Genomic DNA, 15,509 nt, shown 5'->3' on the forward strand with positions numbered 1-15,509 from the left:
GCGACATCGAGCGCGATACCTGCCGAGGTACTTGCAAAGAGGCGACGGAGCTCGTTGGCTGGGCAACAAAGCATGATGCGATGTCGCTTTACGCTGCGTCTTCGGCGAAGGATATCTACTGTATTCTCTGCGAGCGAGAGAAGGGAAGGCTGCGCGCCGCAGGGATCGGATCCTCATCTGCTCTTGCGAACGCTATCAACGGGTGCTCCCGGGGTTGCCTTTTGACAATGGAGGAAATCGCTACGGTTGCATCAGTCGGATCAATCGGGTTTCCGGCTGACACCGAAGCGTAAACCCGCTCATGCTGACTTTGAAGGCGGTCTTGCGTTGACTACCGCCAATCGCTCGAAAGCAGATTTCCTGGTAACGAGCGACGAGGCTTTTCTTTTGCGCTCGCCTGTGCGGTTCTTTCACCACGCGATCTACTGGCGTTTGTCAAATCCTGATCTGCCGTATTCCACCAAGTCGAGTAGCTCTTGCTGCGAATGAATGCCTGCTTTCCCGTAGATGTGCCGTATGTGGGTTGCTACGGTGTTTTTCGACAGTACGAGAACGTCGCGGATATAGGGTCGGCTTCGCCCCCGGGCGAGCAGCAGGAATATTTCGGTCTCGCGTTTTGAGAGCCCGAACCGTGCAGCAAGCGCGAGCGATCGGGATTCGAGCGAGTCTGCTTCGGTGTCGGGTTTTGCGGGAGCCACCGAAATCGTATGTGCGGGGGAGGATCCGTTAGACGGCAGCGATTCGTGTACGGAAGGCATCGACGCCCATGAATCGTCACGGTTCGGCACGATGAGCGCCGAGAGGACGAATGCTCCGATGATCAGCAGGCACGCCGATTTCGCGTCGAACGTTCCAGATTCTACGGCCGATTGGATGGCCGGGCCGAATGCGTAGCCGACGAGAACGCCCGAATAAGCAGCGCATTCACCGATGCCGATATAGAGCGTGGTGGTCTGCTCTGTTTTTTGGGAGAGTCTGACGAAGTAGAGGATCATGATGATTTCGATGCCGGTGAACACGATGTTCATGAGTACGTTGGAAAGCGCAGCGAGCGCGGTGCTGTCGAACGCGGCGCAGATGGCGGCGAACACGAATGGGGCGGTTATCCATTTGAACAGGGCGCTGAGGTCGATATGCCGAGAAAACAACACGATGGCAACCGAGAGGGCGATGGCGAACAGCATACCCGCCATGGTTGCTTGCGCTTCAATGTCAATCGAGAGCTTGGCCGTTGTGACATAGGGGATAAGACAGCCCAGTCCATATACAGCGAGAATAATGACGAATGCTCGAATGACGCTGCTACGGTTTCTCGTCTGCGGAACGCTGCGGTCGAGAAGGTCGCTTTCGGCAATGTCTCCCGCGTCGATCGACCGTTTCGAAGCTATCAGGAGCGTTCCCGATAGCAAGGGCAGGGCGGTTACGGTAACAGTTGCTGCAATGCCGTGGATGTTTGGGATGAGGAAAGCACATACAAGCGTAGCTACAAACGAGGCGGGCACGATAATCTCCGTTATGCCCGAGTCGATGCGTGCGAACAGGCAGGCCCACAGTACAATGAGAATAACCGGTCCGATTCCCGTTGCGAGGGCGGCGATGGCCATCGCCGCCGAGTAGCCGAAACCGGTAAGGTAGGGAAGTATGGCGGCTGCTATGGTTCCGATGGCTGCGAGGGCTGGCCCGAGCGCGTAGGCGGGCTTTATGTCCGAAAGCTCCCCCTTCTTGCCGAACAGGGTGGCGGCGATGCAGGCGATCGGTGTGATTGTGGCCGAAGCGAGCCAAACGTCGCTTCCCTGAAGGGCGGAGGCGTGCGCGGCCACGTCGAGAGATGGCACATCCCAAACGCAATAGCTCCAGGCGTATATGAGGCCAAACCCGAGCATGCGGAATGGAAACGCGGTCTCTGAGCGCCGCGATGAGCGGTTGCTGTCGGTTCGCTGCGCCTTTTTCTGAGCCACGACAATCCCTTTCTCCTTTGACTTGCTGGTGCGGTGGTCTAATCGACCCTATGAAATCATCACCTTGCTGCAGTGATCTTTTCCGCGAATCTCCTGATCAAGCGTGCCGCCTCCCTTTGCGGTGATGTGCGGCTGCTTTGGTCTGCCTACAATGGCGACATCAATCCACGTTGGGAGGAGACAACAATGAAGAATACCATGGATCGGCGCTCGTTTCTCGGTTTGACGGCTGTTGGAGCACTTGCTGTGGGCGCGGGGCTTGCGGGCTGCTCGCCGCAGCAGCAAACCACGGCGGTTGCGAACGGCGCACCCGAATCGGAGGCTTCAGCTCGGGCGGGTATTGCGCGAAAAGAGGGAACGTCGACCAAGGAATGCGACGTTGCGATTGTCGGCGCAGGTGCTGCAGGATTGCTGGCGGCGCTTAAACTATCCGAAGCGGGCAAGAGCGTTGTCGTAATCGAGAAGGCCCCCTCTGCTGCGATGTCGAACTTTTCCATGTGCGGAGGCCCTACCGCATGCGAGACCAAGCTGCAGGAGCAGGAAGATGCAACTGTTACGCTCGACACTATGTTCAGCTACATGTACGACTTCTCCCGTTCGGGTGTAAACGGCGCGCTGCTGCGCAATGCGCTTGCCAACACAGGTGAAGCGGTTAATACCATGCTCGATCTCGGTATCGAGATGGAGCTTATGGAGGATACCTACGGCGTCGGGTTCCGCGGTCGTCACTATATTCTTCCGGAAGGCGAGGAGCGTGTGGCCCCGCTCGTTGAAGCCATCCAGACGGCGGGGGGCGAGTTCGTATTCAGTACGGCAGCCGAGAAGATCATCATGGAAGACGGGGTCGTTAAAGGCGTGCAGACCGACAAAGGCATCGACGTGATGGCTCCGAGCGTTGTTGTCTGCACGGGTGGGTTCCTCGGCGGTGAGGAGATGCAGCTCGATCGATTCAACACGAAGGTGTTCCCGCTTGGCAACACGCTTTCCGATGGTACGGGTATCAACATGGTGCTCGATGCCGGTGGCGCATGGGATCGTAATTTCTCGGTGCTCGGAAACGAATGCGGTGCCGTTTCGGCTGCGACCGAGGGAAGCCCCTTCAACCCCGACTGGACCAACGTGAACGAACACTACGGCTACTGGCTTTTCGGTGGCCTCTACACCGATACGGCGGGCGAACGCTTCATCAACGAAGAGAAGATCGCTCAATACCCGCTTGCCATAGGCGGCGAGGCGATCATTCGTGCCGGAAAGGCGTACGTGATCATGGATTCCGACTATTACGAGGCCGTGAAGGGCGACGGCATCTATGCGTATCTTGGTGAGCCCGAAAGTTGGATTGCGGGCCCCGAGGCCGATTACTACAAGACAACGCCCGAGAACGCCGATGCGCATTTGCAGCAGGCGATCGACGAAGGCTGGGCCCTTAAAGCCGATTCGGTTGCAGAGTTGGCTGAGAAGTTCTCGCTCGGTGCGCTAGAGGAAGCAGTTGAGAGGTATAACGCATACTGCGAATCGGGCGTCGATGCGGATTTCGGCAAGAGTGCCGCATTCCTCAAACCGGTGAAGACCGCTCCGTTCTACGCGTTCGAGTACGTACCGAGTGCATGGGGCACGAACGGCGGCGTGAAGGTCGATAGCCATCTGCGCGCCATGGACAAGCAGAACAATCCCATTGCCGGCCTCTATGTTGCGGGCGTTGACCAGGGTAGCGTGTACAGCATGCCGTATTACACCAACGAGGGTGCTTCGGTGGGCCTTGCTCTCGGTACTGGCGTGTACGTTGCTAAAGAGATCGTGTCGGCGGTTGAGTAGACCGACTGATCGCCAGCATTGAGTAAGACGCTTTTTCAATGACCGTCGTAGATGCTCTGAGTGGGTTTCGCCGTCTGGCCGTGGTGAAACCCACTCAGAGCTAGGGCACTAGCTTGCGGAGTTCGATGCAGCGCTTTCCCCGGCGACGCGGCCGAAGCAGAAAGCGTTCATCATCTGCATTCCCGATGTGACGTAGACGCGTCCGAGCGCTGCGCCGTTCGACGCCTCTCCTCCGGAGTAGAGGTTCGGGATTGGGTTTCCTCCTGTGTCGAGCACCTCGGCGCGGTCGTTGATCTTGAGCCCCCCAAAGGTCGAAGGGAGCTGGTAGCTGTTGATGAAGCATTTTGTGGCGTAGAACGGCGGTGTCTTGATCTCGTTCAGGAGTTGTACTGTTCTTTCTATCTGCTCCGTTCCGTTGGGGTCTTTGCGATCGGGATCGAGGACGAGCGCAACTTTCTCTGCAGGTTTCCCGAACTCTTCGTCGACGCCGGATTGGCACCATGCATTATAGGAATCGACTGTGTTTGCGAGCACCGACTCGTTGATTCCGATCTTTCGCGCAAGACCCTCAATGGTGTCTGCCTTGAAAACCGTCCCCGCATCGATTGCCGCTTGCAGGGCGTCATCGACCGATCCGTCGCCAGACGTAGTTGCCGTCCCGCCGCTCGAGGACGTTCCTGTGTAGAGGGTTGATGGAAGCTCGTTGTCGTAGATGATAAATACATCGGTTAGACCCAAATCTGCCGCTTTTGCCGCTCGGTCGAGGCGGTTCATGCTCTCGTCGCAAAACCGGCGTCCGTCGACGCCGACGTGCAAAGCCTGTCCGCAATGGTCGGCATTTGCTCCTTCGAGGTTTTTGTACATAAGATGACCGCCTCCGCCGATAATCTCGGCTCCGGCCTTAAGGCCTTCACGGATGGCAAAGCCCGTGCCGCGGGACCACACGCCTGCGCCTTCCAGCGCGCCGCAGTTCGGAATCTTCGGTGCGTATCTCCTCAGCAGTTCGTCGTCTCTTCCGTAGCCGCCTGTCGCCAACACTATGGAGCGCGCATTGACGGTCACTTTGTGGCCGTCTGCTCCCGCTGCTTCGACGCCTGTGATGGCGCCCACTTCATCTTGGATGAGCCCCGTTGCTTCGGTGTCGAACATGAATCGGACGCCCGCATCTTGAGCAGCCTTCTCTAAAGGCTCGACAAATGCCTTTTGCGCGTCCCTTCCGTGAACCGTAACAAAAACTCGGGGGATCTCAAACGGCTCGGGATCGGCAGCTGTGACTCCCGCCCACTCAACGCCGTGGTCGGAAAGCCAGTCGACTATTCCCGTCGACTCCCGGGCCAAGAAGAGCGTTAGGTCTTTGTCTGTATTGGGGTTGTCTTCGTAATGCATGAGGTATTCGGCAAACTCCTCAGCGGTTTCGTTGTTTCCGAGGGCATGTTGATATTCCGTGTCGCATGCCGTCATCGAATGGCCGTTGCCTGTAACGGAGCTGTTAAGATCAATTACGAGTACATCGGCTCCTGCTTCGGCAGCCTCGATTGCTGCGGTAACGCCAGCGGGCCCCGCACCGAGCACGCACACTTCAACGTTCACTGTTTCGTCGGGACCTGGTTCGGTTGCCGATGTCCCGCCTGCTTCCGCTTTCGCTCCGTTTGGTGCGCAACCGAGTACCCCTAAGCCTGCAATTCCCAGCGCACCGATTCCTGCGGCTGCAATGAAGCTGCGTCTCGAAACGCTTATGCCATTTTTCTCTGCGTTAAACATGAACCCTCCTTTGTTGTTTTGTTCTATCTCGCGCCTTGGGCTGTCCCCTTGGGCTAACGCCTCTCGGCATCGAGCCAGTATCGGCGTTCCCGTCTTTGAGTCGTCCATCGAAAAGGGCCAGATTGAAGCATCTCAACCTTTTTGGTGGGTGGAGACTGGTCGGTGCGGGGTTCTCTACGTGAGGACTGGTTTTTTGTATAATATGCGCTCGGAAGCAGACGAAGGAAGTTACTGAGATGAAGCTGCCAACCAAGGATCTCGTTCTCGTATTTGGTGCCGCGTGCGCATGGGCTCAAACCCTCCTTGATCGATCGGGCATCATTCCTTATGGTGGTGCGACTTCGTCAATTCCTCAGGAAATAATATGGGCATGCATCGTCGGCTCCGCTGTCGTAGGTTCGGTGGCAATCTGTTTTTTCGGCGCCAGAAGGACGATTCCCATCCTCGCGGCTGCCGGGATTGCTCTTAGCGTGTTCGGTTGTTTTATGCTTTTGCTTCCGTATTGGGGTCTTGGCGGGGGAGAACCCGTCTTTATTGATGCTGCGACGATTTCTTTCGCGGTAGCGCGGGCTCCTGTGTTGCAGATTTGGACGTTCTACCTGGCTTCAAGCGATCGAGCACCTCGGTTGACGCTTTCGGTTGCGGTCTTGGCTTCTTGCACGGTTTTGCTCACGGCATCTCTTCCTTCAGGTGAAATGCACCTTGTGAGTTATCTTGCCGTTTCCGTGGCGGGCGCTGCATTAATTATGTATGGAATGAAAGGAAAGCTGAAGGAATGCGGTAATTCAAGGAAGTCGTTTTTCGGCGGTATGGGATTGCGCGCCGCGGTACTGTTTTGTGCTCTTCAGGTTTTCCCGACGTTTATTTCTGGCGGTATTGGAACCATTGAGATGTATGTCCCCTTTTCGTTGGATCCGTGGCAGCAAGTTGCTTCGCTCATATCGGGGGCTATGCTACTCGTTCTTCTGGTGGGCGCTCTTAATGTAAAGAGGGTGGCGGACAGCATGCTTGCGGTTATCCCGGTACTGCTGACGGTGTGCATGATTTTGCCTCTTGGAACCGCCAAGGCCTTTTCTCCGAAACCTCTGTTCATCCTCACTACTCAGCTTGGGGGCGATTTTGAGGTCTTGAATATTTACAGAAACCGAAACAAGCATGATGTGGTTGATGCGGGGCTTCCCTTCGTGGGGCAGACACTCGTTTTTGTTGGGTTGTTCATGGGGTCTGTACTGACGAACGCAATTATAAAAGGATTCGGCATTGATGTTGTGGAGAGCGGTGTATATACGAGTATTGCTTTTGCTGGTTTGCTTGTACTGCTTGCCGCCTTGCTTGTTCTGCTCATGAAGATTCAGGCGGATCGGCACAGCAAGGTGGTTAACGTTTCGGGGCTGCCGCTTGAAACACCCGTTTCTCCGCAGGCGAACGTACGTCAATATGATGGTGTCCTTGCTCAAATAAGAACACGGTACGGATTGACTCCACGCGAGGAAGATATGATTCTGTATCTGTTGTCGGGCTATTCGCGGCAAAAGATTGCCCAGGAGTTGTTTATTGCGGAATCGACGGTGAAAAGTCATATCAACAACCTCTACAAGAAATTGGGTATCCATAAGCGCGACGACCTTCTCGACATGGTGGTGGAGTTTCAGGAGATCGAAGCGGAGGATCGAAATGAAGGATCGGTGACTACTGTTTGATCGCTGAAACCGCGGCGCTGTCTTGCGCTGCGGAATGCCTGCACCGAAAGGTGGGACGGGAGAGCTGCTTGACACCCTTATATATAAGCTGTACAGTAGCAATTAATAACTGTACATTTGAAATATACAGATAGGGGTTCGCATGGTATCGAAAAAAGGTGTGGTAGCGGTGATCGCCGCTTGCGCGGTTGCCGTTCTCGTTCTCGCGTCTTGCCAGGCCGACAACGGTTCATCCGCCAAAGCGGCGGGTGGCGATTCGCCGAAAACGCCTTCCGCCGACTCTTTGCAAGAGGGTGCCTATCACAAGATAGACGCCGAGGAGGGCAAGCGGATGATGGATGCGGGCGGCGTGATCGTTGTCGATGTGCGTACCCCGTCGGAATATGCAGAGGGGCACATCCCCGGAGCCGTCAACGTTCCCAACGAGGATATCGGCTCGCAACAACCTGACGGTCTCGAGGATCTCGACGCGACGCTGATCGTGTACTGCCGTACGGGGGTGCGCAGCAAGCAGGCTGCCGATAAGCTTGTCGAGCTGGGCTACCAGAGCGTCTACGACATGGGCGGCATCGTCGATTGGCCCTACGATACGGTTTCCGGGGACGGCAATGAATAGCGATTTTTCCATTGCGGTTCACGCGCTCGTCTTCCTCAACCACAAGCAAACGGCCCTTACGAGCGACGAGCTGGCGGAGAACATCTGCACGAACTCCGCACGCGTACGCAAGGCGCTGGCTCCGCTCAAGCGGGCGGGTATGCTTGTTGCGAAAGAGGGTGCCAAGGGCGGGTATGCGCTTGCGGCTGAGGCTGAAACGATAACGCTGCAAGACGTTGCGGACGCCCTCGGCACGCGGTTCGTCGAGGTGGGATGGAAAAGCGGCGATGCCGATATGGAGTGCCTGATCGCATCGGGCATGGCGGGCATCATGGACGGCATCTGCGCCGATTTGGATGCGGTATGCAAAGAGCGTCTTGCCCGCACGACCGTTGCGGATATCGATCGGATCATTTTCCCCGAGTAAGGATGCGCTTGCGCATAGAGCGAAACCAAGGGGTCGAGGTACGGGCGGCTTCTTGAGACGATCGGTGCGAAATCGATAGGGTTCAACAATGCAAGCCTACGGGCGAAAGGAGCTACAGCCATGGATGCAGCTATGGATAAGGTGGATGCGGCCATCATCGGTTTTGGCAAAGGAGGAAAGACGCTTGCGGGGGCGCTTGCCGCAGCGGGAAAAACCGTGGCGCTCGTCGAGCAGTCGAGCGGTATGTACGGCGGTACGTGCATCAACGTGGCGTGCATTCCCACCAAGTCGCTCGTCAAAAGCGCAGCGCTCTCGGCCGAGCTGGGCGGCTCGTTCGAGGAACGGGCGCAGCGCTACGCCGAGGCGGTCGCCGAAAAGGATCGGGTTGTATCGATGCTGCGCGAAAAGAACTATCGCAAACTCGCGGATAATCCAGCTGTGCGGGTGGTCGACGGCAAGGCGTCGTTTGTCGATGCCCATCGCATTCGCATCGAGCGCGACGGCGCATCCCAGGTGATCGAGGCCGATTCCGTGTTCGTCAACACCGGTGCACGACCGTTCGTGCCGAATATCGCCGGCTTATCCGAGAGCTCGCGCGTGTTTGTGAGCGAAACCATGCTTGACCTCGCAGAGCTTCCCGAAACGCTCGTGATCGTCGGCGGGGGTTACATCGGCCTCGAGTTCGCTTCCCTGTACGCAAATTTCGGATCGAAGGTTACCGTCGTGCAAGATGGCAGCGCGTTCATCCCCCGCGAAGACGCCGAAATAGCTGCGGCGGTGCTTGCGAGCCTTGAGGCGCGCGGCATACGTGTGATTCGGTCGGCCGTGGTCGAATCGGTGTGCGATGCCGAGGAATCGACCGTGGTGACGGTTTCGGTCGGCGAAAACCGAGAAGAGCTTGCGGCATCCGCTGTTTTGGTGGCAACCGGGCGCAGGCCCAACGTCGACGGCCTGAATCTTGAAGCGGCGGGGATCGGGCTGACCGCGCGCGGCGCCATCGACACCGACGGGCATCTGCGTACGACCGCCCAGCATATCTGGGCGATGGGCGATGTTGTCGGCGGCTTGCAGTTTACCTACATCTCGCTCGATGATTACCGCATCGTCGCTTCCGATGTGCTCGGCGACGGTTCGCGTACGACGGAAAACCGCGGCGAGGTGCCTTATAGCGTGTTCGTGGATCCGCCGTTTTCTCGCGTTGGCATGACCGAGCAGGAAGCGCGCGAGCGAGGCTATGCTGTCAAGGTGGGAACGCTTCCCGCTGCCGCGATCCCGAAAGCGCAGCTGCTGCGCAAGCCGACGGGGCTGCTCAAGGTCATCGTCGACGCAGCGACCGAGCGCATACTGGGGGCTCATCTGTTCTGCGAAGAGTCGCACGAGATGATCAACACCGTTAAGCTTGCGATGGATGCCGGGGTTTCCTATACGACGCTGCGCGATGCCGTCTACACGCATCCGACGATGACCGAAGCCTTCAACGACCTGTTTGCGGCGGTGCGGTAGCGGTTTGCCTTCAGCCGCATCGGCTCTTTCGTGGAGCCGATGCGGCCGATGCGGGCATAACCTGTGAATCTCGGGGTTTGCCAACCGCGAAACCCATCTGCAATGCGCGGCGGTATATAATGCAGCCACCAAAAAGAGCACCGAACAGCAAGGAGCAACACGTGAGTGAATCGATCAGCACCGTCTGCGTTCAGGGTGGGTACACGCCGGGCAACGGAGAGCCGCGCCAGATCCCCATCATCCAGTCTACGACGTTCAAGTACGATACGAGCGAGCATATGGGCAAGCTGTTCGATCTGGAGGAGTCGGGCTACTTCTACACGCGCTTGCAGAACCCCACCAACGATCACGTTGCTGCGAAGATCTGCGAGCTCGAGGGCGGTACGGCGGCAATGCTCACCTCGTCGGGCCAGGCAGCGAACTTTTTCGCCGTGTTCAATATCGCTTCTGCCGGCGATCACGTGGTGTCCTCCTCGTCGATCTACGGCGGCACGTACAATCTGTTCGCCGTAACCATGAAGCGCATGGGCATCGAGTTTACGTTCGTTTCGCCTGATTGCACGGACGATGAGCTTGCGGCGGCGTTCCAGCCCAACACCAAGGCGGTGTTCGGCGAAACGATCGCCAACCCCGCGCTCTCGGTGCTCGATATCGAGCGCTTCGCGAGCGCCGCGCATGAGCACGGCGTGCCGCTCATCGTGGACAACACGTTTCCCACGCCGATCAACTGCCGCCCCTTCGAGTGGGGCGCCGACATCGTCACGCATTCTACGACCAAGTACATGGACGGGCACGGCGTTGGCGTGGGCGGCTGCATCGTCGATTCGGGCACGTTCGACTGGTGCGCGCATGCCGATAAGTTCCCCGGCCTCACCACTCCCGACGACAGCTATCACGGCGTTACCTACACCGAGCGCTTCGGACTCGAGGGCGCTTTTATCACAAAAGCAACTGCCCAGCTCATGCGCGATTTCGGGGCGATACAGGCGCCGCAGAACGCGTTTTATTTGAACCTTGGCCTCGAGAGCCTGCATCTGCGTATGGCGCAGCACTGCAAGAACGGTCTCGCGATGGCCGAGTACCTCAAGGCGCACCCCAAGATCGCCTGGGTGCGCTACCCCTCGCTCGAAGGCGACGAGTATTCCGAGCAGGCGAAGAAGTATCTGCCCAACGGATCGTGCGGCGTGGTGAGCTTCGGCGTGGTCGGCGGGCGTGCTGCGGCTGAAACGTTCATGAAGAACCTCAAGCTTGCCCAGATTGCCACGCATGTTGCCGATGCGCGCACGTGCGTACTCCATCCGGCGAATGCGACGCACCGTCAGATGAACGATGCCGAGCTGGCTGCGGCGGGCATCTCGCCCGACCTTATTCGCCTGTCGTGCGGCATCGAGGGCACCGAGGATCTCATCGCCGACGTCGAACAGGCGCTGGCCTGCGTGTAGGCTATCTTTTTTCATGCAGGGCCTCGTCCGATCGGACGAGGCCCTTTTTAAAGGTGCAGGTCGGCCGCGATACGGCTTGCATGCCTGCAAAGCACGCGTTTCCGTAAAAACGAAACGGTTTCTTCGACGAACGGATTTGAATGCAATCGATGGAAAGAGTGGGTATCGTCTGCGCGAGCGATACAGAATTGGCTCCCTTTTTGGAGCGCATGGAAAAGGGCGAAACCGTGGAAAGGGCGATGCTGGAGTTCCACGAGGGTGCGATCGGCAAGACGAGGGTGGTTGCGGTGTACAGCGGCGTATGCAAGGTAAACGCCACCATCGCAACGCAGCTGCTCGTTGACGTGTTCCAGGTAGATGCGGTGGTCAATGCGGGGACGGCGGGCGGCATGCGCGAGGACGTGAGGCTGTTCGACACGATCGTTGCGGAACGGACCGCCTACCACGACGTTGCCGATGACGTGCTGACGGAATTCCATCCATGGATGCCGTCGGTGTACTTTCAGGCTGACGAGCGGCTGCTCGATGCCGCTAAAGGCTATGGCCGTGCGTCAAAATACCCAGTGCTGTTCGGCTCGATCGTGACCGGCGAGCAGTTCATCGAGGGCGAAAAGAGAAACGATATAAACGCCGAATTCGCTCCGCTGGCGGCCGACATGGAAACCGCCAGCGTGGCGCATGTGTGCCATGTGAACCGGGTTCCGTTCATCGCGGTGAGAACCATAACCGATACGGCGACGCATAACGGAATGGAGAACTACGACAAGAACTGCGAAACCGCTTCTCGCATTTCTGCCGAAGTGGTTATCGGAATGCTCGCCGAACTTGAGCGGTAAGGCGTCCGTTTGCGAAATCGGCCGCCGATCGCGCACGAGGAAGAGGGCATGGCGTCTCGCCTGCGGACGCCGCTTCCCGTAAAACTGCCGTTCTAACCGATAGTCCTGCGCGTGAATCGGTTGCCTTGCGATGCCGTAGCGCAACCGATTCGCAATCGCGCCATGCGTCGCGAGGTGGCATAATAACCAGAGAACAACGTAGGTACGCGCGCGATAGGAGCATCGTGCGCGACGCCGAGCACAACAGGAACACACACATGAAGGAGCAATCATGCAGAAATTCATCGCCGAAGATTCGTTTTGGGAGCTTTTTCCCGATGCGGCCATCGGGATCATCGTCGCGCACGACATGAAAGGCGCATCCGATGTCGATCCATCGGATACGGAATCCATCCGCAGGCTCTTGTCCGAGGCGAACGAGCAGGCGAACCAATACCTTACGAGCAATGTCATCTCGGAAAACGAGATGGTGAAGGTGTGGCGCGAAGCGTATAGCAAGTTCAAGACGAAGAAAGGTGCGCGCTGCTCGATCGAGAACCTGCTCAAACGCGTTCTCAAGGGCAATCCCGTCGGCTCGATCACGCCGTCGGTCGATATCTACAACGCCATCTCACTCAAATACGCGCTGCCGGTCGGCGGCGAGGATATCGATACGGTCGAAGGCGATTTCCGCCTGGGCGTCACCGAGGGCGGCGATGCGTTTCTGCCGATCGGCGAAGACGAAGAGGATCCCACGCTTGCGGGCGAGCTCTGCTATCGCGACGATACCGGCGCGATCTGCCGCTGCTGGAACTGGAGAGACGGCCAAAGGTCGGCTCTTTCCGACGATTCGAAGAACGCGATCCTCGTCATCGAATGCGTCGACCCCGAGCGCATCGGGGTGCTGAACGAGGCGCTTGACGAATTCGCCGAGCTCATGGGCCGCTACCTCGGCGCAACCATCGTCTCCCGCACGATCGTGACGCGCGACAACCCCGCGTTTACGATCGTCGAGTAGGGCGCCTGGTTATTGCGCTTGGGTGTGTTGGTGCGCTTGCCTGTCTTGCGGTTGCTACCCGAAGATGATCAGCAGCCCCAGCATCATGCCGATGATGACGAAGAACGCGGGCATCTTTGAGCGGTACATGAGAATGGCCTGCGGGACGATCTCGCCGAACACCACGTAGAGCATGGCGCCGCTCGCAAAGCCGAGGCTGAGCGTGAGGCCGAGCGGACCGATGTCGCCGAGCCAGTAGCCGAGCCATGCGCCGAGCACGGTGGGGACGCCGCTTGCGGCGGTGACCAGCACTGCTCGGACGCGCCCCATGCCGCCGTTGATAAGCGGTACCGCTACCGCCATGCCCTCGGGGATGTTGTGCAGGCCGATGAGCACGGCAAGCACGATGCCGGCACCTGCGGCCAGCTCGGCTTGGGTGGCGAAACCCGCGCCGATGGTCATGCCTTCGGGTACGTTGTGCAGCGCGATCGCACAAGCCATGACGATACCTGCGACGAAGAGCGACGATTTCGGGTCGTTGTGCTTGCGGTGCTCGGCAAGGTGGTCGGCGTGAATCAGCTCGTCGAGATCGTCATGCGTTTTCGGATGGTCCCCTCTCGATACGTGGGGGACTTCGCGACGCGTTCTGCGGTCGATAGCGAGGTTGAGCAGATAAACGACCGCGATGCCTGTGATCACCGCTGCGCACACGATGAATACCGCGTGCTCGGAAAAAGTTTGCGCCGATTCGATCGATTCGCTCAAGAGGTCGAAGCATACGATGGAAAGCATCACGCCGCCCGCAAAGCTCAAGAGCAGGCTGACGGTGCGGCTCGAATCGGTGCGAAACAACGCGCCGATGATGCCGCCGATCCCCGTTCCGCCCATGCCGGCGATGAGCGTCACGATGGTGATGAACAGAAACGGATCCATGGCCCCCTGGTTTCCTCGCGTCAAAAAGGCGCCCGTGGATACCGGGCGCCGAGTTTCTCGTCTGCTACGTATGATAGCAAACTCTTGTTAGCCGAGGTTAAACGAGTGGGAGTTTATGCGGCTTTGGGCAAATTCTCATCTTCGGCGCCCTCGTCTTCGTTGCTGCCTTCTGCGTCGGCATTGCCTTTTGCCTCGGCGGCGCCTACCGCGATGGCGTTTGCGGCGGCTTCGGCGACCGCCTCGGGATCGGCCTTCGACAGCACGTCGGTTCCGTCATCGACGGTGCAGCCCGAGCAGCCGCGGTCGCGGTTCGCGTCGAGCGCATCCTGCACGGTGCCCGAATATATGGTGCCCGAATTCTTGATGTACTGGCAATCGGGGTTGAAGTGGTACACCTCGCCGAACGGCGTCCAATAGGCGAGCCCGTCGTCGGCGAGCGCGGCGGCTCCTGCCTCGGCCTGGTCGAGGTCTTCCTGCGTCGTGGGATGATAGTCGACGCCGCTCGCAAGTGCGGCGATGAGGGCGACGACGGCGACGATCGATCCGATCTGCTTCGTCTGCTTGTCGAGGTTCTTATTCGAAAGCAGGACGATGACGATGGGGGCGAACGCGATGGCGGCGATGATGATGCCGAGATCGGTCTGCACCCAGTAGGCGAGCTTGTTTTCTTTTGAGGCGGGGAAAAGGTGGTTGGCGTGCTTCCATAGCTGCGATCCTGCGACTACGAGCACGAGATCGGCTACGATCCAGACGATGATCCAGGCCATCTGGCTGAAGGCGGGCAAAAACAGCGTCCCGTTCGCAACGAGTATCGCCATGACCTCGCAGGCGATGCCGAGCACCCACAGCACGACCGCTCCGATGCGAAACGGCAAGGCGTTGCCCTTGCGCTCGGCGTGCATCTCCTCGCGGACGGCTTGCGTGGCCGCTGTCCCCGAGCCTCCCTGGTGCGGCTTCGCGATCTTCTTACCGGTTTTCGCGTCGACGAACGTGCGCTCTTTCGGCTTCTTCTCGGCAGGTTTCGCCTCGTCGGCCTCGGTCTCTTGCGCGGCAGCGTCCCCTGCGGCTTCGGGCTGTTTTTCGGGCTGCTTGTCTTCGTGCTTCTTCGTTGTCATGGATCCCCTTGCTCTCAGCTTCAACCAGCGGTGGTGTCACCGCGATTTATCTCGTGAACTTTGGCGAAGCAATTATAATTCCGTATGGCGTTGGGTAATCGAAACCCCTGATGATGCAACTAATCGTTGAAGGAGAACACCCGTGGATGTACAGCAGATAGTGGGAGCCGTGTTGGAATCGGTCGCAAAAGACCCCGAGAGTCTGAAACAGTTCGGCGTCGATCCCGCCGAGGCGATTAAGGGTGCAACGGGGCTCGAGCTTACCGATGAGGAAGTAACCGACGTGGTGAAGGTGATCGAGCCGTTGCTTGAAGGCAAGGAACTCGATATGAACTCCGTTATGGAGACCGTGGGGGATTTCCTCGGCGACAACGGCGGCGATCTGCTTGGCAAGCTGGGCGGTCTCTTCGGCGGAAAGTAGCGGATCTCCAACCGCGCTGCTGCATCG

13 protein-coding genes are annotated in these 15,509 nt (G+C 58.4%); 9 read left to right on the forward strand and 4 right to left on the reverse strand.

Going from position 1 to position 15,509, the window contains the following annotated elements; translation table 11 throughout:
- Window positions 1–422 precede the first annotated feature (422 nt).
- Window positions 423–1,958 (reverse strand): helix-turn-helix transcriptional regulator, encoded by a 1,536-nt coding sequence (locus tag MWL89_RS02865; RefSeq protein WP_244411684.1) that lies wholly within the window; start codon window positions 1,956–1,958, stop codon window positions 423–425.
- A 186-nt stretch (window positions 1,959–2,144) separates the two neighbouring features.
- Between MWL89_RS02865 and MWL89_RS02870 the strand changes: the two genes are divergently transcribed.
- Window positions 2,145–3,773, forward strand: coding sequence for an FAD-dependent oxidoreductase (locus MWL89_RS02870; RefSeq protein WP_244411685.1), 1,629 nt, complete (start codon window positions 2,145–2,147; stop codon window positions 3,771–3,773).
- Window positions 3,774–3,881: 108 nt separating this feature from the next.
- Here MWL89_RS02870 and MWL89_RS02875 read toward each other — a convergent pair whose 3' ends face one another.
- A complete protein-coding gene (locus tag MWL89_RS02875) occupies window positions 3,882–5,534 on the reverse strand; it encodes an FAD-dependent oxidoreductase (protein ID WP_244411686.1) in 1,653 nt (550 codons plus the stop codon).
- 236 nt (window positions 5,535–5,770) lie between these two features.
- Between MWL89_RS02875 and MWL89_RS02880 the strand changes: the two genes are divergently transcribed.
- The 7 genes from MWL89_RS02880 to MWL89_RS02910 all read left to right on the forward strand — a co-directional run bounded on the left by MWL89_RS02880 (window position 5,771) and on the right by MWL89_RS02910 (window position 13,034).
- On the forward strand, window positions 5,771–7,234 hold the full coding sequence (locus MWL89_RS02880) for a helix-turn-helix transcriptional regulator (RefSeq protein ID WP_244411687.1): 1,464 nt from the start codon (window positions 5,771–5,773) through the stop codon (window positions 7,232–7,234).
- Between the two features lie 142 nt (window positions 7,235–7,376).
- The gene (locus MWL89_RS02885; protein WP_102379109.1) at window positions 7,377–7,850 is read left to right on the forward strand and encodes a rhodanese-like domain-containing protein; all 474 of its coding nucleotides are present in this window, start codon (window positions 7,377–7,379) and stop codon (window positions 7,848–7,850) included.
- Entirely contained in the window at window positions 7,843–8,256 is a 414-nt protein-coding gene (locus MWL89_RS02890; protein WP_244411688.1) for an RrF2 family transcriptional regulator, read from the forward strand. The genes MWL89_RS02885 and MWL89_RS02890 overlap by 8 nt, the downstream gene beginning before the upstream one ends.
- A 120-nt stretch (window positions 8,257–8,376) precedes the next feature.
- Window positions 8,377–9,759 (forward strand): FAD-dependent oxidoreductase, encoded by a 1,383-nt coding sequence (locus MWL89_RS02895; protein ID WP_244411689.1) that lies wholly within the window; start codon window positions 8,377–8,379, stop codon window positions 9,757–9,759.
- Window positions 9,760–9,920: 161 nt separating this feature from the next.
- Window positions 9,921–11,201 (forward strand): O-acetylhomoserine aminocarboxypropyltransferase/cysteine synthase family protein, encoded by a 1,281-nt coding sequence (locus tag MWL89_RS02900; protein WP_102379107.1) that lies wholly within the window; start codon window positions 9,921–9,923, stop codon window positions 11,199–11,201.
- Between the two features lie 149 nt (window positions 11,202–11,350).
- The gene (locus MWL89_RS02905) at window positions 11,351–12,037 is read left to right on the forward strand and encodes a 5'-methylthioadenosine/adenosylhomocysteine nucleosidase (RefSeq protein ID WP_244411690.1); all 687 of its coding nucleotides are present in this window, start codon (window positions 11,351–11,353) and stop codon (window positions 12,035–12,037) included.
- Between the two features lie 271 nt (window positions 12,038–12,308).
- Window positions 12,309–13,034, forward strand: coding sequence for a B3/B4 domain-containing protein (locus MWL89_RS02910; protein WP_244411691.1), 726 nt, complete (start codon window positions 12,309–12,311; stop codon window positions 13,032–13,034).
- A 54-nt stretch (window positions 13,035–13,088) separates the two neighbouring features.
- Here MWL89_RS02910 and MWL89_RS02915 read toward each other — a convergent pair whose 3' ends face one another.
- Both MWL89_RS02915 and MWL89_RS02920 read right to left on the reverse strand, forming a co-directional pair.
- Window positions 13,089–13,946 (reverse strand): ZIP family metal transporter, encoded by an 858-nt coding sequence (locus MWL89_RS02915; protein WP_244411692.1) that lies wholly within the window; start codon window positions 13,944–13,946, stop codon window positions 13,089–13,091.
- Window positions 13,947–14,059: 113 nt separating this feature from the next.
- Complete coding sequence (locus tag MWL89_RS02920; protein WP_244411693.1) at window positions 14,060–15,061, reverse strand: hypothetical protein; 1,002 nt, start codon at window positions 15,059–15,061, stop codon at window positions 14,060–14,062.
- A 142-nt stretch (window positions 15,062–15,203) separates the two neighbouring features.
- On the opposite strand from MWL89_RS02920, the gene MWL89_RS02925 reads away from it, so the two are divergent.
- A complete protein-coding gene (locus MWL89_RS02925) occupies window positions 15,204–15,482 on the forward strand; it encodes a homocitrate synthase (RefSeq protein ID WP_244411694.1) in 279 nt (92 codons plus the stop codon).
- Window positions 15,483–15,509: the final 27 nt, after the last annotated feature.

The organism is Raoultibacter timonensis, from assembly GCF_022845715.1.
Taxonomy (GTDB): domain Bacteria; phylum Actinomycetota; class Coriobacteriia; order Coriobacteriales; family Eggerthellaceae; genus Raoultibacter; species Raoultibacter timonensis.